This window comes from Candidatus Clostridium helianthi, from assembly GCF_045310795.1.
In the GTDB taxonomy this organism is placed as follows: domain Bacteria; phylum Bacillota; class Clostridia; order Clostridiales; family Clostridiaceae; genus Clostridium; species Clostridium helianthi.
Genome location: NZ_JBJIAB010000006.1, coordinates 168917 through 193120 on the forward strand (window position 1 = coordinate 168917; position 24204 = coordinate 193120).

22 protein-coding genes, 1 tRNA gene and 1 other annotated feature are annotated in these 24204 nt (G+C 31.9%); of the genes, 1 reads left to right on the forward strand and 22 read right to left on the reverse strand.

The window, feature by feature from the left end; all coding sequences use genetic code 11:
- Window positions 1-7: 7 nt before the first annotated feature.
- The 20 genes from rpoB to radA all read right to left on the reverse strand — a co-directional run bounded on the left by rpoB (window position 8) and on the right by radA (window position 19875).
- Entirely contained in the window at window positions 8-3718 is a 3711-nt protein-coding gene (gene rpoB, locus ACJDTP_RS07240; RefSeq protein ID WP_077837290.1) for a DNA-directed RNA polymerase subunit beta, read from the reverse strand.
- Between the two features lie 330 nt (window positions 3719-4048).
- Entirely contained in the window at window positions 4049-4414 is a 366-nt protein-coding gene (rplL, locus tag ACJDTP_RS07245; protein WP_011967505.1) for a 50S ribosomal protein L7/L12, read from the reverse strand.
- Between the two features lie 51 nt (window positions 4415-4465).
- Window positions 4466-4969 (reverse strand): 50S ribosomal protein L10, encoded by a 504-nt coding sequence (gene rplJ, locus ACJDTP_RS07250; protein ID WP_077837291.1) that lies wholly within the window; start codon window positions 4967-4969, stop codon window positions 4466-4468.
- A gap of 35 nt (window positions 4970-5004) precedes the next feature.
- Window positions 5005-5130, reverse strand: a sequence feature (ribosomal protein L10 leader region).
- A gap of 43 nt (window positions 5131-5173) precedes the next feature.
- The gene (gene rplA, locus ACJDTP_RS07255) at window positions 5174-5863 is read right to left on the reverse strand and encodes a 50S ribosomal protein L1 (RefSeq protein WP_023976910.1); all 690 of its coding nucleotides are present in this window, start codon (window positions 5861-5863) and stop codon (window positions 5174-5176) included.
- Window positions 5864-5917: 54 nt separating this feature from the next.
- Window positions 5918-6343: a 50S ribosomal protein L11 gene (rplK, locus tag ACJDTP_RS07260; protein WP_017210132.1), complete on the reverse strand. Its 426-nt coding sequence runs from the start codon at window positions 6341-6343 to the stop codon at window positions 5918-5920.
- Window positions 6344-6421: 78 nt separating this feature from the next.
- Window positions 6422-6943 carry a transcription termination/antitermination protein NusG gene (nusG, locus tag ACJDTP_RS07265; RefSeq protein WP_023976911.1) on the reverse strand — a complete coding sequence of 174 codons (522 nt, stop codon included), beginning with the start codon at window positions 6941-6943 and terminating at the stop codon, window positions 6422-6424.
- Window positions 6944-6980: 37 nt separating this feature from the next.
- Window positions 6981-7211 carry a preprotein translocase subunit SecE gene (gene secE, locus ACJDTP_RS07270; protein ID WP_023976912.1) on the reverse strand — a complete coding sequence of 77 codons (231 nt, stop codon included), beginning with the start codon at window positions 7209-7211 and terminating at the stop codon, window positions 6981-6983.
- Between the two features lie 48 nt (window positions 7212-7259).
- Window positions 7260-7409 carry a 50S ribosomal protein L33 gene (gene rpmG / locus ACJDTP_RS07275; protein ID WP_002583138.1) on the reverse strand — a complete coding sequence of 50 codons (150 nt, stop codon included), beginning with the start codon at window positions 7407-7409 and terminating at the stop codon, window positions 7260-7262.
- Between the two features lie 177 nt (window positions 7410-7586).
- Window positions 7587-8780, reverse strand: coding sequence for an elongation factor Tu (gene tuf / locus ACJDTP_RS07280; RefSeq protein ID WP_011967499.1), 1194 nt, complete (start codon window positions 8778-8780; stop codon window positions 7587-7589).
- 65 nt (window positions 8781-8845) lie between these two features.
- Window positions 8846-8921: transfer RNA gene (locus ACJDTP_RS07285), tRNA-Thr, on the reverse strand.
- A 76-nt stretch (window positions 8922-8997) separates the two neighbouring features.
- Window positions 8998-9645, reverse strand: a complete 648-nt coding sequence (gene sigH, locus ACJDTP_RS07290) for an RNA polymerase sporulation sigma factor SigH (RefSeq protein ID WP_023976573.1) — start codon at window positions 9643-9645, stop codon at window positions 8998-9000.
- A gap of 59 nt (window positions 9646-9704) precedes the next feature.
- Window positions 9705-10217 carry an NYN domain-containing protein gene (locus ACJDTP_RS07295; RefSeq protein WP_011967497.1) on the reverse strand — a complete coding sequence of 171 codons (513 nt, stop codon included), beginning with the start codon at window positions 10215-10217 and terminating at the stop codon, window positions 9705-9707.
- Window positions 10218-10230: 13 nt separating this feature from the next.
- Window positions 10231-11133, reverse strand: a complete 903-nt coding sequence (gene rlmB, locus ACJDTP_RS07300) for a 23S rRNA (guanosine(2251)-2'-O)-methyltransferase RlmB (RefSeq protein ID WP_173711549.1) — start codon at window positions 11131-11133, stop codon at window positions 10231-10233.
- Window positions 11134-11163: 30 nt separating this feature from the next.
- Window positions 11164-11577 (reverse strand): Mini-ribonuclease 3, encoded by a 414-nt coding sequence (locus tag ACJDTP_RS07305; protein WP_077837296.1) that lies wholly within the window; start codon window positions 11575-11577, stop codon window positions 11164-11166.
- 49 nt (window positions 11578-11626) lie between these two features.
- Entirely contained in the window at window positions 11627-13027 is a 1401-nt protein-coding gene (gene cysS, locus ACJDTP_RS07310; RefSeq protein ID WP_406760847.1) for a cysteine--tRNA ligase, read from the reverse strand.
- Between the two features lie 17 nt (window positions 13028-13044).
- Entirely contained in the window at window positions 13045-14757 is a 1713-nt protein-coding gene (locus tag ACJDTP_RS07315) for a proline--tRNA ligase (RefSeq protein ID WP_077844674.1), read from the reverse strand.
- A gap of 393 nt (window positions 14758-15150) precedes the next feature.
- Entirely contained in the window at window positions 15151-15831 is a 681-nt protein-coding gene (gene ispD / locus ACJDTP_RS07320) for a 2-C-methyl-D-erythritol 4-phosphate cytidylyltransferase (protein WP_078116887.1), read from the reverse strand.
- A gap of 21 nt (window positions 15832-15852) precedes the next feature.
- Window positions 15853-16953 (reverse strand): PIN/TRAM domain-containing protein, encoded by a 1101-nt coding sequence (locus ACJDTP_RS07325; protein ID WP_406760848.1) that lies wholly within the window; start codon window positions 16951-16953, stop codon window positions 15853-15855.
- A 242-nt stretch (window positions 16954-17195) separates the two neighbouring features.
- Window positions 17196-18260: a DNA integrity scanning diadenylate cyclase DisA gene (disA, locus tag ACJDTP_RS07330; protein WP_011967490.1), complete on the reverse strand. Its 1065-nt coding sequence runs from the start codon at window positions 18258-18260 to the stop codon at window positions 17196-17198.
- Window positions 18261-18498: 238 nt separating this feature from the next.
- A complete protein-coding gene (radA, locus tag ACJDTP_RS07335) occupies window positions 18499-19875 on the reverse strand; it encodes a DNA repair protein RadA (RefSeq protein ID WP_078116886.1) in 1377 nt (458 codons plus the stop codon).
- Between the two features lie 478 nt (window positions 19876-20353).
- Between radA and ACJDTP_RS07340 the strand changes: the two genes are divergently transcribed.
- Window positions 20354-20581, forward strand: a complete 228-nt coding sequence (locus ACJDTP_RS07340) for a glutaredoxin family protein (RefSeq protein ID WP_077840448.1) — start codon at window positions 20354-20356, stop codon at window positions 20579-20581.
- A 77-nt stretch (window positions 20582-20658) separates the two neighbouring features.
- Here the strand turns inward: ACJDTP_RS07340 and trxB are convergent, their stop codons facing one another.
- On the reverse strand, window positions 20659-21594 hold the full coding sequence (trxB, locus tag ACJDTP_RS07345; RefSeq protein WP_078116885.1) for a thioredoxin-disulfide reductase: 936 nt from the start codon (window positions 21592-21594) through the stop codon (window positions 20659-20661).
- A 125-nt stretch (window positions 21595-21719) separates the two neighbouring features.
- A complete protein-coding gene (locus ACJDTP_RS07350) occupies window positions 21720-24194 on the reverse strand; it encodes an ATP-dependent Clp protease ATP-binding subunit (RefSeq protein ID WP_077840446.1) in 2475 nt (824 codons plus the stop codon).
- Window positions 24195-24204: the final 10 nt, after the last annotated feature.

Sequence of the window (24204 nt, forward strand, 5' to 3'; positions counted from 1 at the left end):
TTCAAAATTAGTGTTCATCATTAAAATCATCTAGTTCTAATTCAGTCTCAAGATCAGCTATATCGACACTTTCATCATAATCAATTTCATCCATGTCTTCATCATTATTTTGATCATAACTGTCATCATCTAATACATCTGGTTCTGGCACCATAATCTCTTCAGTGCCTTCTATATTAACTTCTAGATTTGCCATATCTTCATCAACAAATTCCTTTAAAGTTACTTCTTCATGTGCATCATTTAATACCTTAATATCTAAGCATAATGCTTGTAGTTCCTTAATAAGAACTTTGAATGATTCTGGAACCCCTGGTTCAGGTATATTTTCGCCTTTTACTATAGCTTCATATGTTTTAACTCTACCTACAACATCATCTGACTTAACAGTTAATATTTCCTGAAGTGTATGTGCTGCTCCATATGCTTCTAATGCCCAAACTTCCATTTCACCAAATCTTTGACCACCAAATTGAGCTTTACCTCCCAATGGTTGTTGAGTAACCAATGAATATGGTCCTGTAGATCTAGCATGAATCTTATCATCTACTAAATGGTGAAGTTTCAAAATATACATTATTCCAACAGTAACCGGATTATCAAATGGCTCTCCAGTTCTACCATCATATAATATGGTTTTAGCATCTTCTCTAAATCCTGCCTTTACCATGCACTCTGTGATTTCAGGCTGAGTTGCGCCATCAAATACAGGTGTAGCTATATGCCATCCTAAATGACTAGCTGCCCATCCTAAGTGAACTTCAAGTACTTGCCCTATGTTCATACGCGAAGGTACTCCTAATGGGTTTAAGCATATTTGAAGAGGTCTACCGTCTGGCAAGAATGGCATATCTTCTTCTGGTAATATTCTAGAGATAACCCCCTTATTACCATGACGTCCTGCCATTTTATCTCCAACTGAAATTTTTCTTTTTTGTGCAATATAGCATCTTACAAGTTCATTTACTCCAGGATTCAATTCATCTCCATTTTCTCTTGTAAATACTTTTATATCAACTATTATTCCAGCTTCTCCGTGAGGCACTCTTAATGAAGTATCTCTTACTTCTCTTGCCTTTTCACCAAATATTGCTCTTAGCAATCTTTCTTCTGCTGTAAGCTCAGTTTCACCTTTAGGAGTTACTTTTCCAACCAATATGTCTCCTGATCTTACTTCTGCACCAATTCTTATAATTCCTCTATCATCTACATCTTTAAGTGCATCATCACTTACATTTGGTATGTCTCTTGTAATTTCTTCTGGCCCTAACTTAGTGTCCCTAGCTTCACATTCATATTCTTCTATATGCATAGATGTAAATATATCTTCTCTTACTAATTCTTCTGAAATTAGCATAGCATCTTCGTAATTATAACCTTCCCAAGTTATAAATCCCATTCTGATGTTCTTACCTAACGCTATTTCTCCTAAATCTGTAGATGGACCATCTGCAATAACTTGATTCTTGTATACTATTTCTCCCGTATCTACTATAGGCCTTTGATTTATACAAGTTCCAGAGTTACTTCTCTTAAACTTCAATAATTTATATATATCTGTACCGCCATCTGAATCTCTCTTAATTCTAATTTCACTACCTGATACATATGAAACTACTCCAGCATTTTTTGCTTTAGGCAATACTCCCGAATCAACAGCAGCTTTATATTCTATTCCTGTTCCAACTATTGGTGCTTGTGGACTTAATAACGGAACTGCTTGACGTTGCATGTTAGATCCCATAAGTGCTCTCGAAGCATCATCATTTTCAAGGAACGGTATCATTGCTGTAGCTACAGAAACAATTTGTCTTGCAGATACATCTATCAAATCAACTTCAGTTGCTGGAACAACTAATATATCTTCTAAATGCCTTACTCTAACTTTTTTATTTGTAAAGTTTCCATCTTCATCCATAGGCTCTTTTGCTTCCGCAATTAAACATTGATCTTCTTCATCAGCCGTAAAGTATCTTATTTCATCTGTAGCTCTTGCGTTCTCTTTGTCTACAATTCTATACGGAGTTTCAATAAAGCCATACTCATTAACTTTTGCGAAAGTTGCCAAAGAATTTATAAGCCCTATATTTGGACCTTCTGGTGTTTCAATAGGACACATCCTACCATAATGTGAATGGTGAACATCTCTTACTTCGAAACCGGCTCTTTCTCTCGAAAGACCACCTGGTCCCAATGCTGACAATCTTCTTTTATGTGTAAGTTCTGATAATGGATTTGTTTGATCCATGAATTGCGATAATTGCGAACTACCAAAGAATTCTTTAATAGCTGCTGCTACTGGTCTTATATTAATTAACATTTGAGGAGTTATAGCTTCTTGATCTTGAATAGTCATTCTTTCCTTTACTACTCTTTCCATTCTAGATAGACCAATTCTAAATTGGTTCTGCAATAATTCCCCTACAGATCTCAATCTTCTATTACCTAAATGATCTATATCATCAACATAACCTATTCCATAAGTTAATCCTAGCTCATAGCTTATAGTTGCAAATATATCATCTCTTATAATATGTTTAGGAATAAGTTTACTAATATTCTTCTTGATTTCCTCTTTAATACTTGCTTCATCAGAAAAATTATCTAATATTTCTTTCAAAGTAGGATAATGAACTAATTCTTTTATCCCTAGGTCTGAAATATCAAAAGAAACTTGTTTCTTCAAATCTACAAAGTTATTACTAATTACTCTAATAACTTTATCTTCTATTAATACATCAACAGATTTAACACCTGCATTCTGAATTTCTTCAGCTACTAATCTACTTATTTTTTGACCCTTCTCCACCATTATTTCTCCAGTTTGTGGATTAACAATATCAGCGGCTGCTACTTGGTTAGCTATTCTTAGATTTAATGCAAGTTTTTTATTAAATTTGTATCTTCCTACTCTAGATAAATCATATCTTTTTGCGTCAAAGAATAATGTATCTATTAAAGATATAGCACTATCTACTGTTGGTGGTTCACCAGGTCTCAATCTTTTATATATTTCAAGTAGTGCTTCCTCTTTAGTTTTAGTATTGTCTTTTTCTATTGAAGCTCTAAATCTTTCTTCTTCGCCGAAGAAATCTAACAACTCCTGATCACTGCCTAACCCCATAGCTCTTGCTAATATACTAATTGATAATTTTCTAGTTTTATCAATTCTTACATAAATTACATCATTAGAATCTGTTTCGTATTCCAACCATGCTCCTCTATTAGGGATAACAGTTGATGAATATAACTTTTTACCACTCTTATCTATAGAGTAGTTATAATATACACCCGGTGATCTTACTAATTGACTAACTATAACTCTTTCAGCACCATTAATTACAAAGGTACCTTGCTCTGTCATTAATGGGAAGTCACCCATAAATACTTCTTGTTCTTTAATTTCACCAGTTTCATTATTTTGCAATCTGATTGAAACTTTTAATGGTGCAGCATAAGTCGCGTCTCTTTCCTTACATTCTTCGACAGAATACTTGATATTTTCCATATCAAGTTTATAGTCTACGAACTCAAGTACTAAATTCCCCGTGAAGTTTGTGATAGGATTAATATCATCAAAAACTTCATGCAGCCCTTCTCTTAAAAACCATTCATATGAATCTAATTGAACTTCAATTAAATTCGGCATTTCAGTAACATCATTAACCTTACCGAAACTCATTCTTGTTCTTTTTCCAACTTGGACAGGATGTACCATGAATTTTCACCCCTTGTATAAAATAAACTAAAATAGCCAAAAGCATACTTTCCCTAAGGACTTTGCTTTCGGACAGCGTCTTTCTATAGTATAACCATTATTCACCAGATTATACTCCTTATTTCCACTATAAATATATAGTATTCCATAGAGAATAATACATTACATTATAATATCATAGGATATTTTTCTTGTCAATAAATATTATTAAAGAATCCTTTTCAGTTATAAAGCTATATAAAATACCTATTTACCTAACAAGCATTTTATATAGCTTTATAAATTTAGTTTAAAAAAGGTGCTATAAAGCACCTTTTTCTTTAAAACAAACTACTTAACTTCTGCAGTAGCTCCTACTTCAGCTAATTTAGCTTTCATATCTTCAGCTTCGTCTTTAGAAACGCCTTCTTTTAATGTCTTAGGAGCTCCATCAACTATTTCCTTAGCTTCTTTTAATCCTAATCCTGTTATTTCTCTAACTACTTTGATAACTTTAATCTTGTTATCTCCTGCGCTTGCTAATACTACGTCGAATTCAGTTTTTTCTTCAGCAGCAGCTCCACCAGCTACAGCTCCACCAGCTACAACAGCAGCAGCAGCACTTACTCCAAATTCTTCTTCACAAGCCTTTACTAATTCATTTAAATCTAAAACGCTCATTTCTTTTATTGCTTGAATTATTTCTTCTCTTGTCATTTTTAATAGCACCTCCGAATTTTTTTCTTAAAATTTTAATTAATCTTTAAATTATTCTGCAGATTCAGTTCCCTTGCTATCAGCAATAGCACTTAATACACGTGCAAAGCTTGATATTGGAGACTTGATACTTCCAAGAAGTTTTGCAATAAGAACTTCTTTTGATGGTATTGTTGCAAGCTGTTTAATTTTAGCTTCATCATAGATTTCTCCTTCTATAATACCAGCTTTTAATTCCAACTTCTTATGATCTTTAGCAAAGTCATTTAAAAGTCTTGCAGCTAATGTTACATCTTCATAACTAAATGCAACAGATACTGGTCCTTCTAAATATTCTGCTATACCATCTAAGCCTAATTCTTTAGCTGCTAAAGCTACTAAAGTATTTTTATATACTTTGTATTCAACTCCAGCTTCTCTTAAACTTTTTCTAAGAGCTGTATCTTCTTCAACATTTAGACCTTGATACTTACTAAGAACAACAGCTTTTGATTTTTCTAATTTTTCCTTAATTTCAGCAACTTTTGCTTCTTTAAGTTGTCTGTTTTTATTCATTACTGTAGTCCACCTCCTCACAGTTATAAACTGCTTCTTTTATTAAAAAAGACCTTCCGCAGACATGGAAGGTCTATAATATAATCTATTATATACACCTAGGCGGGCAGTTATCTTTACGCTTTCGCACCCACTGTCTACGGAAAAAATATTTTCTTTTTACAACATTTGAAATTATACCACATAATTTCACTTAAGTCAATACTAATCTAAAGCTCTTGTAGGATTAACTTTTGCACTTGGTCCCATTGTACTTGAAACAGATACTGATTTTAAGTATTGCCCTTTTGCTGCTGCTGGTTTAGCCTTAACTAAAGCTTCCATTAATGCAGTAAAGTTTTCTTTTAATTTTTCAGTTCCAAATGATTTTTTTCCAATTGGACAGTGAACTATTGCTGTTTTATCTACTCTATATTCAACTTTACCAGCTTTAATTTCTTCAATTGCCTTAGCAACATCAAATGTTACTGTTCCTGACTTTGGATTTGGCATTAGTCCTTTAGGTCCTAACACTCTACCAATTCTACCTACAACTCCCATCATATCTGGTGTTGCAACAACTACATCATAATCAAACCAGTTTTCGCTTTGGATTTTTTGAACTAGTTCATCTGCTCCAACGAAATCTGCTCCTGCTTGTTGTGCTTCTGCAGCCTTATCTCCTTTAGCAAAAACAAGTACTCTAACTGTTTTACCTGTTCCGTTTGGTAATACAACTGCACCTCTAACTTGTTGATCTGCATGTCTTGGATCTACTCCAAGTCTTACATGTAATTCAATAGTTTCATCGAAGTTTGCCTTTGCAGTCTTTAATGTAAGATCTAATGCTTCTACTGGATTATATAATGCACTCTTGTCTATAAGCTTTGCACTTTCAATGTATTTTTTTCCCATAATTTGCCTCCTCTGTGGTATTAACGGTTTTGACCTCCCACTTATTTTTACGAATTACTCTTCAATAGTTACGCCCATACTTCTAGCTGTTCCTGCTATCATTCTCATAGCTGATTCAACACTTGCAGCATTTAAGTCTGGCATCTTAGTTTCAGCAATCTTTCTAAGTTGATCTTGAGTTAATTTACCAACCTTTGTTTTATTAGGTACTCCAGAACCACTTTCTAATCCTATTTCTTTCTTAATTAGAACTGCAGCTGGAGGAGTCTTTAATATAAAACTAAAAGATCTGTCTTGGTAAACTGTAATAACTACTGGTATTATATACCCAGCTTGATTTGCAGTTTTTGCATTAAACTCCTTACAGAATCCCATTATATTTACACCGTGTTGACCTAAAGCTGGACCTACAGGTGGAGCTGGTGTTGCCTTACCTGCTTGAAGTTGAAGTTTAATCATTCCAGTTACTTTCTTAGCCATTTTTGTTATTCCTCCTATTACTGTGGTATAACGAACTCTTTTTAGTTCTCCCACTTAATTAAAATTAGTTCATTATAGTTAAACTAATTTTTCAACTTGATTAAAGTCTAATTCGGCAAGTGTTTCTCTGCCAAACATCTCCACTAAAGCTTTCACTTTGCGTTTATCTGGAATTATCTCTTGTATTGTGGCTACTGAATCTCTCAATGGCCCAGAGATAATTCTTATACTTTCCCCTACCTCTAAGTCAATCTCAACAGGAACTTCTAACACTCCCATCGATTCCACTTCTTCATCAGAAAGAGGAACTGGTTTAGATCCTGGGCCTACAAATCCTGTTACGCCTCTAGTATTTCTAACAACGTACCAAGCTTCATCACCCATTAACATTTTTACAAGCACATATCCAGGAAATTTCTTCTTTAATGAGACTTTTTGCTTTCCATCTTTTTCTTCAACCACTTCTTCCATGGGTACTTGTATATCATGGATTAATGCTTCAAGATTTCTATTTTCAATTGCTTTTTCTAAGTTTGCTTTTACTTTATTTTCATATCCTGAGTATGTATGAACTACATACCATCGTGCTCTATCACTCATATTCGTCAGGCGATATAAAATCACCCAAACCTCCCTTTTACTTGAAATTTAAAATCATTTTAAAGAGGTTATTGAAAATAGAATCCAATCCACCAACTAATATAGTATACATTAGTGTGAACACAATAACTGCAACAAATGCTTTCTTTGTCTCATCTTTTGAAGGCCAAGTTATCTTCTTAACCTCTACCTTAACCTCTCGAAAAAAACCAAACAAACCATTACTTTTAATAGCTTTTTCAGTTTTTACACTGTTCTTTGCTGACATATCTTCACATCCTTAAATTTAATAACTATATGTCATTACTTCGGCTAATTACTTTGTTTCTCTATGAAGAGTGTGCTTTTTACAGAATTTACAATACTTTTTCATTTCTAATCTATCTGGATCATTCTTTTTGTTTTTCATTGAATCATAATTTCTTTGTTTACACTCTGTGCATGCTAAAGTTACTTTTGTTCTCATGACTGCACCTCCAGTTTTCTTATATATTAAATAGGAATCTTGAGTTCCTATTCACTTCTAAAATTTACGTTGCTTAAAATGTCACTTTTATACAATATCATAGAATATTTGACTTGTCAATCATCCTTTAAATAGGACTAAGTTATACAACTTAGTCCTATTAGTAATAAATGTATCTTATTCTACTATTTTAGTAACAACTCCAGAACCTACAGTTCTTCCGCCTTCTCTGATAGCGAATCTTAATCCTTCATCCATTGCGATTGGAGTGATTAATTCAACATTCATATCAATGTGATCTCCAGGCATTACCATTTCCATTCCGTCTGGTAATTTGATTGATCCTGTAACGTCTGTTGTTCTGAAGTAGAATTGTGGTCTGTATCCATCGAAGAATGGAGTATGTCTTCCGCCTTCTTCTTTCTTAAGTACGTATACTTGACCTACAAATTTAGTATGAGGATGTACTGAATTTGGTTTTGATAAAACTTGACCTCTTTCAATATCAGTTCTTTGAACTCCTCTTAATAATGCTCCAATGTTATCTCCTGCTTGCGCTTCATCCAATAACTTTCTGAACATTTCGATTCCAGTTACTACAACTTTCTTCTTTTCTTCTGTTAATCCAACGATTTCTACTTCATCTCCTACATGAAGTACTCCAGCTTCAACTCTTCCTGTTGCAACTGTTCCTCTTCCTGTAATTGTGAATACATCTTCGATTGGCATTAAGAATGGCTTATCTGTTGCTCTTTCTGGAGTTGGGATATAGCTATCTACTGCTTCCATTAAATCCATGATTGGCTTAATTGCTTCTTCATCTGTTGGATTTTCTAATGCTTTTAATGCTGATCCTGTTATTACTGGAATATCATCTCCTGGGAAGTCATATTCGCTTAATAATTCTCTAACTTCCATTTCTACTAATTCTAATAATTCTGGATCGTCTACCATATCTGCTTTATTTAAGAATACTACGATATATTGGATACCAACTCTTGATCCTAGTAGTATATGTTCTCTTGTTTGTGGCATTGGACCATCTGCTGCTGATACAACTAAGATAGCTCCATCCATTTGTGCTGCTCCTGTGATCATGTTCTTAACATAGTCAGCATGCCCTGGACAGTCAACGTGCGCATAATGTCTGTTTTCTGTTTGGTACTCAACGTGTGCTGTATTGATTGTGATTCCTCTTTCTTTTTCTTCTGGAGCCTTATCAATATCTGCATAGTTAAATGCTTCTGCAAATCCTTTATTTGCTAATACTGTTGTGATTGCTGCTGTTAATGTTGTCTTACCATGGTCTACGTGACCTATTGTTCCAATATTAACGTGTGGCTTACTTCTTTCATACTTTGCTTTTGCCATTATAATTTTCCTCCCTTATTATCTTCTAATAAACTTGGCCTAGTGTTTTTTTATTTTTTATTATTTGGAGCTCACAATCGGAATCGAACCGACGACCTCCACCTTACCAAGGTGACGCTCTGCCGACTGAGCTATGTGAGCGTTCAAAATTGCTATCTTCTTTGATATACCAATTATAAAGTTTACTATTATTCTTTTTATTTGTCAATATAAATTATCACTTTAAATCTAAGCATTTTTCTAATTTTCTCTTTACTCTTTGTAATGCATTATCTATGGACTTCGAATGTCGTTCTAAATCACTTGCAATCTCCTGATAAGATTTTCCATCTAGGTATGAAGTAAGAACCTCTAATTCCAAATCTGATAACACTTTCGAAATCTTTTTCTCGATATAATCCATTTGTTCTTTACTAATCATTAGCTCTTCAGGATCTGAAATTTTCAATCCTGCCAAAACATCAAGCAGAGTTCTCTCTGATTCCTCTTCATATATTGGCTTATTTAAAGAGACATAAGTATTTAACGGAATATGTTTCTGCCTAGTAGCTGTTTTTATTGCAGTTATTATTTGTCTGATTACACATATTTCTGCAAAGGCTTTAAATGATGTTGATTTTTCTGCATTAAAATCTCTGATAGCCTTATATAAACCTATCATCCCTTCTTGATAAATGTCTTCCTTGTCGGCTCCAATTAAAAAATATGATTTAGCCTTTGACTTCACAAAGTTCTCATATTTTGAAATTAAATATTCTTGCGCCCTACTATTACCACTCTTAGCTTTCGCAACAATTTCTTCGTCTGATTTATCTTTGAAATCTAAAAAACCTTTCAACTGCTTATTCTCAACTCTCTTCTGCATTAAACTAACCACTCGTTTAGACAATTATACCCCAGTAAAATTATGTTAGTCAACTGAATTTACTTACTTCTTCTGATTTCTTCTAATATTTTGACTATCCTATCATCTATATTATCACTTATTATATTTTTTTGTGAAATTCTGTTCTTATCTGCTTTATTTTTTATAGACTTCTCTATCCTTAGAACCTCATTATAAAATTCTAAAGATGACATTCTAACTGCACCTCTTTGAAAAATTGTTTGCTGCTCTAGGCTATCAGATGTTACAACAACTATTTCATGTTTCCTTCCTAGAGCATTTACTTGTTTCTCAATATAACTATCCGCAGTTTCTCCATCCTTTGTAAATACTACCGATATATTTCTATTTACCTCTTCTTTCTTTTCAATGCTCCCAGTAACTTTATGAGCATCAAATACTAATATTATTCTACAAGCATTAAAAACTCCATAATTATGTAAAGTATCTATAAGAGTTTGTCTTGCACCCTCAAAGCTAGAATCTTTTTTTTGTTTTAAATTAGGCCAACTATTTATAACATTATATCCATCTACAAAAATAGTTTTCACGATATACCTCTCTCTATTTCAATCGTCCTTTTAAAACTTCATACATAATTATACCACCAGCTACAGATGCGTTTAAAGAATTAATCTTTCCGACCATTGGTATTTTTATTAGCTTATCACACTTTTCCACCGTTAATTTTGAAATACCTCTCCCTTCATTTCCAATTATAACCGCACAAGGTCCTCCAAAATCTACTTGGTAGCTATATTCTTCTGCTCTTATGTCTGCCCCATAAATCCAGATCCCCTTTTCTTTTAGTTCCTCTATTGTCGAATTTAAATTTGTTACCTTAGCTATTTTTACATGTTCTATTGCTCCAACCGAAGATTTATAAACGGTTGTACTTACAGATGCACTTCTTCTCTTTGGGAGTATAATTCCATGAACTCCAAATAATTCCGCAGTCCTTACTATTGATCCTAAATTATGCGGATCCTCAATCTCATCTAATATAACTATGAACGGAGCTTCCCCTCTTTTCTCTGCTAAATCCAATATATCCGATACTTCTGAATATTTATATGGAGTAACTTTTGCTATTACCCCTTGATGTACTTCTCCACCACACATTGAATCAAGTTTTCTTTTATCAACTTCTTTTATTAATATCCTATTTTCTTTTGCCAAACCAACAATAGTTTTTATTGAACCTTCTAATTTACTATTAGATATATATAGCGTTTCGATCGTTCTTTCTCCTCTTAGAGCTTCAATTACGGCATTTCTTCCAATAACTATATCTTCTCTCTCTTCAATAGCGCCCGTTGATTTATCATTTCCTACTATATTATCTTTCTTCGTTTTATTTTTTGCCTCATTATAGCTTTTAACTTTACCTTTTGATTGATTTACAGATTTATCTTTGCTTTCCATAAACTTGACATTTGAAATATTTTTTTTCGGCTTACTATTCATTATAAACCCTCCTTTTTTTAATTTTATAAACTAATTAATAATTTCAATACTTCTGTTAAATATAAATTCTAATCTTTCCTTATCACCTACTAAGTATAGATAACCAATTAACGCTTCAAACCCAGTTGCCATTCTATAATCTCTTATCTCTGCATTCTTAGGAACAGTAGGTGATTTCGCATTTCTTCCCCTTTTGTAAACTGCTTCTTCCTCCTCATTTAGGAGATTTTCAATTTCATGCATTATACACGCCTGACTTTTTGCTTTTACATATCCAATTGCCTTCACATGTATCTTATTTGCAGATAATGCTGTATTTTGAGTCAAAATATAATTTCTAATAAAAACCTCAAATACACCATCACCTATTAATGCCAATTGTAATGAATTCAACATTCTTGCTTCATCTTTTGAAAATTTTCTAATTCTTAAGTCATCTAACATTATAATTCTCCTTTAAATAAGGGTTGCAAAAATGCAACCCTTTCTTTAATTAATCAATCTTTTTCCATCTAACACCTTGTGGTGTATCTTCTAAAATTATATTTCTGCTTTTTAAATCATCTCTTATTTTATCCGCAAGTGCAAAATCTTTATTTTTTCTGGCTTGCTGTCTCTTTTCAATAAGCTCTTGAATTTCTGTTTCCAAATCCTTCTCAATACGATCTTGAAGTATACCTAGCGGATTTCCTAGTTCTCTAACTACTGATTCCACTTTCTCACATAATTCAGAGGATGAATTAATATTCACATTATTGTTAATATCTTTAGTCAAATCAAACAATACCGAAATAGCGTCTGCCGTATTAAAATCATCATCCATCTTCTCAATAAATTTTTCCCTATATTTATCTAAAGACTTTAGATATTTTTCTTCCGCTTCATCCATTAGTTTTTTAGTCACTTCATCTTTCAAATTTTCAAGATTATTTATGCAATTATATAATCTTTCTATTGATGATTTTGCTGAATCTAAAAGTTCTTTAGTAAAATTTATTTGTATTCTATAGTGTCCAGACAACATCAAAAACCTTATTGCATCCGAACTATATTCCTCAAGAACTTCTCTTGCTGTAAAGAAGTTATTTAATGATTTTGACATTTTCTTATTATCTACATTAACAAATGCTGCATGAAGCCAATAATTTGCAAATGGTTTTCCTGTTAGAGCTTCACTTTGAGCTATTTCATTTTCATGATGCGGGAATCTTAAATCCATGCCACCTGCATGAATATCTATTGTATCTCCCAACAATTTCTTCGCCATGCACGAACACTCTATATGCCACCCAGGCCTTCCAGGTCCCCAAGGACTTTCCCAAGCAGGTTCACCTGGCTTTTGTGCTTTCCATACTGCAAAATCCATAGGATCTTTCTTTCTTTCATCAACAGATATTCTTGCGCCAACCTGCAAATCATCTAAATTCTGCCCTACCAATCTTCCATAATTATTAAATTTTTTTGTGCTATAGTAAACATCACCATCAACTTCATAAGCAAATCCTGCTTCAATCAACTCTTCAACAAATTTGATTATATCATGAATATATTCTGTTGCTCTAGGATTTACAGTAGCTCTTTCTATCTTTAATGAATCGGCATCTTGGTAGTATTCTTTTATATATTTATCTCCAAGCTCTTTTACTGTAATTCCCTCATCATTAGCTTTATTAATCATTTTATCGTCTATGTCAGTAAAGTTTTGGATAAATCTAACCTTGTATCCTCTATACTCCAAATATCTTCTTATAGTGTCAAAGACAATAAATGTTCTTCCGTTACCTATGTGAAAGAAATTATATACAGTCGGCCCACAGACATACATTTTAACTTCGCCTGGAATAATAGGGATAAACTCTTCTTTTTGTCTTGTTAAAGTATTAAATACCTTCATTAATTTACCTCCTAAAATTATTTTAGTTTTATATTGTTTTTCTCAAATTCACCTTTTATTATATTATAAACATCTTCTATTTTGATTACTTCCATTTCTCCATCTCTAAGTTTAAATTCAATTTCTCCATCATTAATCTTTTTACCTACTGTTATTCTCATTGGTATTCCCATTAATTCTGAATCTTTGAATTTCACTCCTGCTCTTTCATTTCTATCATCTAAAAGAACTTCTATTCCGGCACTTGTTAATTTTTCATAAATTTCATTTGCAATTCTAGCTTGTTCCTCATCTTTTACATTAACAGGAATTACAGAAACATGGTATGGTGCAACAGACAATGGCCATACTATTCCATTTTCATCATGATGTTGCTCAATTATAGATGCCATTGTTCTTGTAACTCCAATTCCATAGCATCCCATTATAAATGGCTTTTCTTTTCCATCTTCATCTATAAACTTAGCATTCATGGCTTCTGAATATTTAGTACCAAGTTTAAATATATGACCCACTTCTGTTCCTCTTGCAATAGTCACCTTACCACCGCAAACCGGGCACTTCTCACCTTCAGTTACGTTTCTATAATCTCCTATTACACCTTCAAAGTCTCTTCCATAATTTACATTATTAATATGGTAACCTGTTTCATTAGCACCCACAATAAAGTTATACATATTAGCTACTTCTTCATCAACTAATAGCATATCTACTTTTATACCTATTGGTCCCGCAAATCCTATTTCTGCTCCCGTTGCCTTTTTTACATCTTCTGAACTAGCAAGATCTAGGTTAATCACTTCACCAATTGCATTGCTAACCTTAACCTCATTAATTTCTCTATCACCCCTAACCATAACTGCTACTATTTTGCCATCTGCATTAAACAAGATAGTCTTTGCGAATTTTTTTTCATTAGTACCGAAAAACTTAACCAATTCATCTATAGTTTTTGTATTAGGTGTCTCAACTTTATTTATTTCCTTGAATTCCTCTTTTAACTCTTTCTCTGCTGGTGATGAAGCTTTCTCGATATTTGCTGCATAGTTACATTCACTGCAAAATACCACATCATCCTCTCCAACTTCCGATTTAACCATAAACTCTGCTGAATTTGAACCACCAATAGCACCAGAATCAGCAGCAACACATTTTGCATCTAAACCACATCTATTAAATATTTTTACATATGCATCATGCATTTTATCATAAGCTAAATCTAGCCCAACTTGATCTTTATCAAAGCTATAAGCATCTTTCATCACAAATTCCCTAGATCTCATCACCCCAAACCTAGGCCTACGCTCATCTCTATACTTTGTTTGGATCTGATATAAATTAAGAGGTAATTGCTTGTAAGACTTAATTTCATTTCTCGCTATATCTGTAAATACTTCTTCATGAGTTGGCCCTAAACAGAAATCTCTATCACCTCTATCCTTTAATCTAAACATTTCTGCTCCATATGCATCCCATCTACCAGATTCCTGCCATAATTCTGCTGGAATAATAGCTGATGCTAGAAATTCCTGTGCACCTGCCGCATTCATTTCTTCCCTAATTATATCCTCAACTTTTTTTAAAACTTTTAATCCAAGAGGCATATAATTATATACTCCTGCAGCCATTTTCCTTATCATTCCAGCTCTTAACATAAGCTTATGGCTGTCAATCTCTGCTTCAGCTGGTACTTCTCTTAATGTTGATATTAACATATTAGACATTTTCATTTGGTGTTCCTCCTAAATAATATTGGTTAGATTGCAAATAATATTTTATATATGATGTAATAAAATCTGAATATTAGATTTTATAAATAATTAATAGATTAAAAATATATAATTGGATAAATAAAAAAGCCCGCCTAATAATATATATTAGGGCGAACTTTATATCGCGGTACCACCTAAATTTGTTCTCTAGCAATGATAACGGTTTTAGACCGATAGTTTTTCCCTATACTCAAAAGCTGGTTCAAAGCCTGTTTAAAAGTCTTTCAGCCCACGGACTTTTTCTCTTATATAATCGACTTCTACTATTCTTCATCAACGTTTTACAATCTTAATTAAATTTTATTTTAATATATTATAACTTCCTGAATTTAGCCTGTCAATACATTATCACTATACTATATTTTTCACAAAATACTCTGCAAGTATTAAATCTTCCGGTGTAGTTATTTTTATATTTTTATAATCACCCTCATAAATATAAACTTTATGTCCCAAAAGTTCTACTACACTAGTATCATCAGTAACCGATATACATCTTTTCTTTATTTCTTTATGGCATTCATATATTAGATTGAAATCAAAAGCTTGTGGCGTTTGAATTGCAACAAGTTCACTTCTAACTAAAGTATCTACTGAAAAATTATTACTATCTTTAATTTTTATAGTATCCTTTGGCATAACTCCAGGCGCTGCAGCTTTATAACGCTTAGCATATTCAACCGCATCATTTATTATTTTCTGAGATACAAATGGCCTAGCTCCATCATGAATTAATACTATATCAGATTTTTCTAATTTCTCCAAAGCATTATATACTGATTCTTGTCTTTCATTCCCACCAGATACTAAATCATCTATTTTTAATCCATATTTATTTAATACTTCTCTTTCACAATAATCTTTTTCATCTTCAGGCACTACTAAAATGATCTTATCTATCAAATCATTTTCTATAAACTGCTTTAACGTGTAATAAAGAATGGGCGCACCATTCAAATCAATATATTGCTTGCTTTGAATATAGCCCATTCTCTTACCTCTGCCTCCAGCTAATACTATCGCACTAACCATACAGAAAACTCTCCTTAACTTTTAATTATCTTTTGGTTTTGCAAAAATCATTCGTCCAGCTGCTGTCTGAAGAACTGATGTAACTATAACACTTGTTGTTTGTCCTATATATCTTCTTCCACCTTCAACAACAATCATAGTTCCATCTTCTAAATACGCAACACCTTGGCTTGATTCTTTTCCATCTTTTACTATATCAATCGTCATTTCTTCACCAGGTAACACTACTGGTTTTATTGCATTCGATAATTCATTTATATTTAATACTGGTACCCCTTGAAACTCAGCCACTTTATTTAGATTATAATCATTAGTTATAACCTTTCCTTCCATTTTTTGTGCAAGCTTAAGCAGCTTTGCATCAACTTCTGCGATTTTAGGAAAATCATCTTCTACAATTTGAGTTTCTATGGCTAGCTCTTTTTGTATTTTATTTAATATATCTAGACCTCTTCTTCCTCTATTTCTTTTTAGCGAATCAGAAGAATCGGATATATGTCTTAATTCATCCAGTACAAAGTTAGGTATAACCAGTGGTCCTTCAACAAATCCAGTCTCACAAATATCAAATATTCTCCCATCAATTATAACTGATGTATCTAATACTTTTGGAATTCCTTTTATAGATTCTTTTATTACCTCTTTAACTTTTTTCTCTTTAATTACAGGCTTTTTCATATTAACAAGAAGAGCTGTTATATCTTCCTTTTTTTTAATCATTATTTCTGCACCTATTATAGCAGCTAACACATTTAATAAAATTAATAAAATTGGCCCAATTATATTTATATCATTTATCGGTTTTGCAATAAACGTCATAAGAATTAAAGCAATTACAGCTCCAAAAGTTCCATAAATGATTTCAGTTATGCTCATTTTTTGCATACTCTTTTCAATATACTCAATTAAATTAGAAATTCCTTTGTATATAATAGGAGAAATAATATAAAATATAAGTCCAAAAATAAAAGATATGATAATAATAAATAAAACTCTAGTAATAGTGGTTGAAATGTAAGTTAAATTATCAACCTGAGGGATTGTAAGTAATATTTCAGATATGAAATATCCCAGTATCAATCCAATTACAGAAAAAATTCCCCTTAATAGTCTTTTTAACACATACTTCACCTCCTTCTAATTATTTACAATTAGATAGTATTTTAATCATATTTTCAATATTTCTCTAAATCATATTAATTATATCATACAATAAGTACCTCTAAAATGAATAAATTATTAAGTTTACTAATAATTTCATTCAAGTTTAAAAAATCAGATTAAATCTTATATCAATAAATCAAAATAAATGCCTTTTTCTCTGTATAAACTAAATTCAATTTAATTTAACACAAATTAAATTATCATATTTCCTTTTTTAATGAGACTTGCTCTTTTATACGTTTCAATCCATCTTTAATGGCAGTAGCTCTCGCTTCTCCTATTCCTTCAACATTATCTAAGTCATTTATATCAGCATCAATTATATTACTTAATTCTTCAAATTCTTTTATAAGATTATCAATAACATTAGATGGTATTCTTGGCACCTTACTCAACATTCTATATCCCTTTGGAGATATTAATGTATCCATAAGCGGAATTCCTCCACGACCTAATGTTCTTGCAACTGCGTCTAATTCTAATAATTCTGAAGAATTTAGTTTTTGAATGTGTTCATATACCTCGTTATATTGAAGTCCATCTTTACAATAATCTCTAATTAGCAATATTCCATCTCTTTCTATATGCTTAACTAATTCATTTAATTGCATTGATATTAATCGTCCTTCATTCCCCAACTCTAGTATATACATATTAATTTCTTCCACTATTCTCATTACCATTTCAGTTCTTTGAATTGCTGTAACTACATCGAATAGTGTTGTTAAGTCTTGAAACTCCAATAAATTCAAGTTATTAATAACACGTTCAAGTACTGCAACATATTTTTCTAGTGTTTGAAGCGCTTGATTTGCCTTTCCAAGAATTACACTACTTTCTCTTAATACATACTTTATATCACCCTTGTACATAGTTATTATATTTCTTCTTTGAGAAATTGCAATTACTATGTTATTCGTTTGCTTAGCTACCCTATGCGCTGTTCTATGCCTAGTTCCTGTTTCATATGTTGGAATAGATGAATCCGGTATTAATTGCGCATTAGCACAAACGATTTTCTTTAAATCTCCAGTTATGACTATAGCTCCATCCATTTTAGCTAATTCGTATGCATATGATGGTGTATACTCTGAATTAATATAAAAACCACCATCAACGAGTTTCATAACTTCTTCATCGTCACCAATCACTAATAAGCCACCTGTTTTAGCTCTTAATATATTTTCAAGACCTTCCCTTAGTTGAGTGCCTGGGCACATTATCTTTAAGACATTCTTTATTCCTATTCCCTTTTCTATTCTCATACACTCACCCATTTTCTTTAAAAATCATTTTGATACTTTTCTAGATTTATTTAAAATCAAATATTAAACATTTTGACTGATATTATTTTCGGAGTAAATTTAACCTACGCCCTAGAAACTATAATACTATAATAAATATAATCCCTCAACAACATTTGTAAAATTTAAGTTATAATATATTTATTTGTAAGAAATGCCTCTATTCTCTTCATATTTAATATGTCATTTCTATAGTGTTCTAACTTCTATAAACATTATTTATTACATCCATCAAGGTCTTTAATTCAATTATATCTATTTTCTTCAAGCTGCTGCTTTTTCCTATAGAATCCTTTGGAACATAAACCTTTTTAAATCCCATTCTCTCAAGTTCCCTAATTCTACTTTCTAATGATGGTACTTTTTTAAGTTCCCCAGTCAGTCCTACATCTGCTATAAACGCTATATTTGATTCTATCCCCTGCTGCTTTACTGAGGATACTATACTCATTATTACAGCTAAATTAATGCCCTGTTCTCTTATTTTTATACCACCTGTAGTTTTAATAATTACATTCTTATCGTATAAATTAATTCCTCCACGTTGTTCAAGTATAGATATCAAAGTGTTTAATTTATCCTTTCCTAATGTTTCTCCTATTCTTGTAGGATATGGAGTAAAACTCTTGGATACTAAACTTTCTATTTCAGTTATTATTGCTCTTGTTCCTTCTTTAATTACGGTTAATGCACTTCCTGATACAATTTCTCCTTCTTCACGCTTTGTCATAAAAAATTCTGATGGATTATCTATTGAAATAATCCCCCTCTCTCCCATTTGAAAGAAGCCATTTTCAATACCACCAAATCTATTTTTAGAGCTTACAAGTACTCTTAACTCTTCATCACTATCATCTTCTATTATAAGCACCGTATCAACTAAATGCTCTAAGGCTCTTAACCCTGCAAGTTCATCACTTTTAGTCATCTGCCCAACTATTATAACCGCTCTTGGCCTTTTATCGTTTTTAGCCACTTGAAGCAATGCATTAGCACATTCCATAGTTTGTGTAGGTGACCCTGCTCTCGCTGGCAAAGATGATTCCATAGTAAATGTTTGTATACTATCTATTATTATAATATCTGGATCTATTTCTTCAACCGCATCTAAAACATTATCAAGACTTGTTTCTTGTAGTACCCATATATCTTCGTGGATTTTATTAAGAATTCTATCTGCTCTATTTTTTATCTGACTATCACTTTCCTCCCCTGACGCATAAATTACTTTATATCCCTTTTGGGCGACAGCATCGGAAATTTCAAGAAGAAGTGTTGATTTTCCCGCTCCTGGTCTTGCTGTTATAATCGAAATTGAATCCTTTACGATTCCTCCACCCATAACTCTATCAAATTCATTTATCCCTGTTACTATTCTATCGCTTTTATTGGAAACTATCTCAAAAAGTTTTTTTAACGGCTTTTTTGCTATCTGTCTTGATCTGGTCTCTAAATTTTTTGCTTCAATAGTAATTTCCTCTAATGTATTCCAACTATTGCATGTGGGGCATTTACCAAGCCACTTTATACTTTCAAAACCACAACTATTACATCTATATAATGTTTTTTTCTTCATAAACCTCTCCCTTCGTTTCTAGATCTTTATTACATCTTACTTTTTTAATAAAAATCTTAATTATATTATAGCATATTACTTTCTTACTCATATATTTTGAATTAAATATAGCTAGCTTTTAACCTCCATCCAATCATTATATATAATACTTTATGGCTATTTTATTTTTTGTTCTTAGAATATTTAATAAATTATTGCAAAAGCTATTATAAAATAGATTAGTAAAGAACAAATATATAATAAAAAGAAATTATAATATTAATATCAACACTAGAAAATAAATATAAAATATAATTCACTAGTTATGTATTAACGAAATTACTCTATAATGATTATTCTAATAATGAGACAACAATATATAACCAAATTATAATTTATAATAAACTCATTATTTTCTAGTTATATTGAATGATTATAAAATCTATATTATAATATTAATTACAATATAATAATAATTATTAAGGAGGCGTATTCATTTATGGTAAAAGTATATACTACCAATACTTGTCCTTGGTGCGTTAAAGCAAAAAGTTTTCTTAAATCAGAAAATATTGAATTTCAAGAATTAAATGTTCAAGATGATATGGAAGCTAGAGAAGAAATGATAAAAAAGTCTAATCAAATGGGTGTACCAGTATTAGATATTAATGATAATATTATTATAGGCTTTGATAAGCCTGCTATTTTAAAGGCTTTAGGTAAATAATTAAGAGGCGTATATGCGCCTCTTAATTATTTTGGCATATATCAATTAATATCTGACTTATATTTCCATGCTTAATGCTATTTTCTTTTTCGTAATATATACTTTTCTGCATTTAAAAGCGCAATCGTGCCATCTGATACAGCAGTTGTTATTTGCCTATACTTCTTTTGTCTTACATCCCCTGCTGCATATACTCCTTGAATATTTGTCTGTAAATCTTCATCAGTAATTATATATCCTTGCTCATTCAATTTTATATAATCCTTTACTTCTTTTGTTCTAGGCTCTGTTCCTATATACCCAAAAACTGCATTAACATCTAAGCTACTAGTTTCTTGAGTCTTAGTGTCTTTTATGATAACTGATTCCAAAAATTCCTTACCATTAGCCTGAATTAAATCCTTATTTAATAGAACCTCTATTTTAGGGTTATTGAAAACTTCATCAATTAATGACTGTTCCCCTTTAAAATAATCATATCTTCTGATTAGGTACACTTTTTCAGCAAATCTAGTTAAAAATATAGACTCTTCTAGTGCAGAATTTCCACCGCCTACAACAGCAACTTTTTTGCCTTGATAAAGTGCTCCATCACAAATAGCACAGTAATGAATTCCTCTTCCTGAAAATTGTTCTTCTTGAGGAATAGGCAGTTTTCTTGGTGCCGCTCCTGTAGCAATTATTACAGCTTTAGGTTGGTATATATATGATTCAGTTTCTATAATCTTTTCATCATCTGATATATATATTTTTTCAATTGAATCAAATTCATCAATATTTGCTCCAAGATCTCTAGCTTGCTCTTGAAATATATCAGCTAAATCTCCTCCACCTATACTTTTAAATCCTGGATAATTCTCTATAGTATAACTATTTCTAACTTGACCTCCCACAAGTTCATTTTCTAACAACAAAGTATTCAACTTTGCCCTTCCTGCATACATTGCTGCTGTAAGACCTGCTGGTCCACCCCCAATTATAATTAAATCCAATTCCTTTTTTTCTTTACTCATATCTATTTTCTCCTACTATTTAATACATTTTAAACTACTCAATACCCAAATATTAATCTTTAAGCTAAACGGACTATTTCAATGTATAAATAATTTATAGCGTTGAAATAGCCCATTAACATAAATTAATTCTTATTGAGCTCCAAATTGCTTTCAGCCAATCTTTTGAAAATAAGTTTGTTTTCTAACTCACTTACCTTTACCCTATCTCCGATTCTTATATTTCCTTGTAATATTTCCTCACTTAATTTATCTTCTACCTCTTTTATTATCAATCTTCTAAGTGGCCTTGCACCATAATCAAGGTCAATTCCTTTGTTTAGTAGGAACTTTTTACTATTATCTTCAAAGTTTAAGTATATATCTCTGTCCTCAAGCCTTTTTCTTATTGATGCAAGCATTAAATCTATAATTTGATTTAAATCTTCATCACTCAATTTGTGGAATACTATTGTATCATCTATTCTATTTAAAAATTCTGGCCTAAATTTTTGCTTTAGTTCCCCTAATATATTTTCCTTCATCTTTTCATATTCAGTTTCATTTTCGTTTTTAGAAGTAACGCTACTAAATCCTATGCTTTTCTGCTTTTTAATTTGATGAGCACCAACATTTGAAGTCATTATAATTATTGTATTCTTAAAATTAACTATTTTTCCTTTACCATCAGTAAGTCTTCCATCTTCCATAATTTGAAGCAATATATTGAATACCTCTGGATTTGCCTTTTCTATCTCATCTAAAAGAACTATTGAATAAGGTTTTCTTCTAACAGCTTCTGTAAGTTGACCACCTTCTTCATGTCCTACATATCCTGGAGGCGATCCTATTAATCTAGATACCGAATGACTTTCCATGTATTCTGACATATCAATTCTTATAATATTATTTTCATCACCAAACATAGCTTCTGCAAGTGCTTTAGAAAGCTCAGTCTTTCCAACTCCAGTTGGTCCTAAGAATATAAAACTTCCTATTGGTCTATTAGGATCCTTTATTCCAACTCTTGCCCGTCTCACAGCCCTTGCTATAGATTTAACCGCCTCATTTTGCCCAACGACTCTCTTGTGTAATATTTCCTCTAATTTTAATAACCTTTCACTTTCCGATTCAGTTAATTTTTGAATTGGAATCTTAGTCCAAGATGATACTACACTCGCTATCTTTTCTGCATCTACAACTAGTGTCTTTATAGAATTCTGAGTATCCCAACTATCTTTCATATTACCTAACTGCTCTTTTAAAATTCTCTCTTTATCCCTTAAATTAGCAGCTCTCTCAAAGTCTTGAACTCGTATAGCTTCTTCCTTTTCTTTACCTATATTTTCAATTTTTTCTTCTAGATCTTTTAAATCCGGAGGGGCTGTTAAGCTTTGGATTCTCACTTTAGCAGCTCCTTCATCAATCAAATCAATGGCTTTGTCCGGCATAAATCTATCTGTTATATACCTATCTGCCAAATTAACGGCCGCTTCTAAAGCTTCATCTGTTATTTCAACTCTGTGATGAGCTTCATATTTATCTCTTAATCCTTTAAGAATTTTTAGCGTTTCTTCCTTTGAAGGCTCTCCCACTGTTACAGGTTGAAATCTTCTTTCTAATGCAGAATCCTTTTCAATATACTTTCTATATTCATCTATAGTTGTGGCTCCTATACATTGAATCTCTCCTCTTGCTAAAGCAGGCTTTAATATATTAGATGCATCGATAGCACCTTCTGCTCCTCCTGCTCCTATAATAGTATGAATCTCATCTATAAAAATAATTATATCTTTATCTTTAATTATTTCATCCATAGTTTTCTTAAGTCTTTCTTCAAATTCACCTCTATACTTAGCTCCTGCAATCATAGATGTTAAATCTAAAGAAACAACTCTTTTATTTCTAAGTATCTCTGGAATATTTCCCTCAACTATTCTCTGTGCTAGTCCTTCAACTACAGCAGTTTTACCAACACCTGGTTCCCCAATCAGACACGGGTTATTTTTAATTCTCCTACAAAGAATTTCTAATACCCTTTGAGTTTCATTATCCCTTCCAATTACAGGGTCTAGTCCTTGTTCCTTCGATAGTACTGTTAAATCCCTTCCATACTTATCAAGCATTGGAGTATTAGCTTTCTTATTATCCATTGTATTTTTATCGCTAGCTTTATCTTCATAAGTACCAGATAAAAATACAAGTAATTCTTCACTTATAATAGTGAAGTTAAGATTCAAACTTTTTAAGATAGTGTATGCCATTCCTTCTTCTTGATTAAGTAAGGCTAATAAGATATGTTCAGGGCTAACATATTTATGATTTAATCTTTTTGCTGCTGCAAAACTTTCATCTATTAACCTTTTAGTTCGAGGGGTCAGCAAAATATTATCGTCTGTTTTTTTGATATCCCCATAACCCAAGTATCTTTGTATCATATTTCTAATATTTTCACTATTAACCCCATATTTTTTTAATAATTTAGCAGAATATCCATCTTCTTTTAATATACCAAGCAATATATGCTCAGTTCCAACATACCCATGTTTAAATTTCTCTGATTCATTTTCAGCTTCTAAAATTACTGCTTGTGCCCTTTCTGTTAATTTATTATATTCCATATACCTTAAA

Coding starts and splice junctions, on each gene's coding strand:
- rpoB (WP_077837290.1), bottom strand. CDS start 3,718: ATGGTACATCCTGTCCAAGTTGGAAAAAGAACAAGAATGAGTTTCGGT.
- rplL (WP_011967505.1), bottom strand. CDS start 4,414: ATGACAAGAGAAGAAATAATTCAAGCAATAAAAGAAATGAGCGTTTTA.
- rplJ (WP_077837291.1), bottom strand. CDS start 4,969: ATGAATAAAAACAGACAACTTAAAGAAGCAAAAGTTGCTGAAATTAAG.
- rplA (WP_023976910.1), bottom strand. CDS start 5,863: ATGGGAAAAAAATACATTGAAAGTGCAAAGCTTATAGACAAGAGTGCA.
- rplK (WP_017210132.1), bottom strand. CDS start 6,343: ATGGCTAAGAAAGTAACTGGAATGATTAAACTTCAACTTCAAGCAGGT.
- nusG (WP_023976911.1), bottom strand. CDS start 6,943: ATGAGTGATAGAGCACGATGGTATGTAGTTCATACATACTCAGGATAT.
- secE (WP_023976912.1), bottom strand. CDS start 7,211: ATGTCAGCAAAGAACAGTGTAAAAACTGAAAAAGCTATTAAAAGTAAT.
- rpmG (WP_002583138.1), bottom strand. CDS start 7,409: ATGAGAACAAAAGTAACTTTAGCATGCACAGAGTGTAAACAAAGAAAT.
- tuf (WP_011967499.1), bottom strand. CDS start 8,780: ATGGCAAAAGCAAAGTATGAAAGAAGTAAGCCACACGTTAATATTGGA.
- sigH (WP_023976573.1), bottom strand. CDS start 9,645: ATGCAGAAGAGAGTTGAGAATAAGCAGTTGAAAGGTTTTTTAGATTTC.
- rlmB (WP_173711549.1), bottom strand. CDS start 11,133: ATGAATAGTAAGCCGAAAAAAAATATTTCAAATGTCAAGTTTATGGAA.
- ACJDTP_RS07305 (WP_077837296.1), bottom strand. CDS start 11,577: ATGTTAGATGACTTAAGAATTAGAAAATTTTCAAAAGATGAAGCAAGA.
- cysS (WP_406760847.1), bottom strand. CDS start 13,027: ATGAAGGTATTTAATACTTTAACAAGACAAAAAGAAGAGTTTATCCCT.
- ACJDTP_RS07315 (WP_077844674.1), bottom strand. CDS start 14,757: ATGAAAATGTCTAATATGTTAATATCAACATTAAGAGAAGTACCAGCT.
- ispD (WP_078116887.1), bottom strand. CDS start 15,831: ATGGTTAGTGCGATAGTATTAGCTGGAGGCAGAGGTAAGAGAATGGGC.
- disA (WP_011967490.1), bottom strand. CDS start 18,260: ATGAGAATAGAAAAGGGAATAGGAATAAAGAATGTCTTAAAGATAATG.
- radA (WP_078116886.1), bottom strand. CDS start 19,875: ATGAAGAAAAAAACATTATATAGATGTAATAGTTGTGGTTTTGAAAGT.
- ACJDTP_RS07340 (WP_077840448.1), top strand. CDS start 20,354: ATGGTAAAAGTATATACTACCAATACTTGTCCTTGGTGCGTTAAAGCA.
- trxB (WP_078116885.1), bottom strand. CDS start 21,594: ATGAGTAAAGAAAAAAAGGAATTGGATTTAATTATAATTGGGGGTGGA.
- ACJDTP_RS07350 (WP_077840446.1), bottom strand. CDS start 24,194: ATGGAATATAATAAATTAACAGAAAGGGCACAAGCAGTAATTTTAGAA.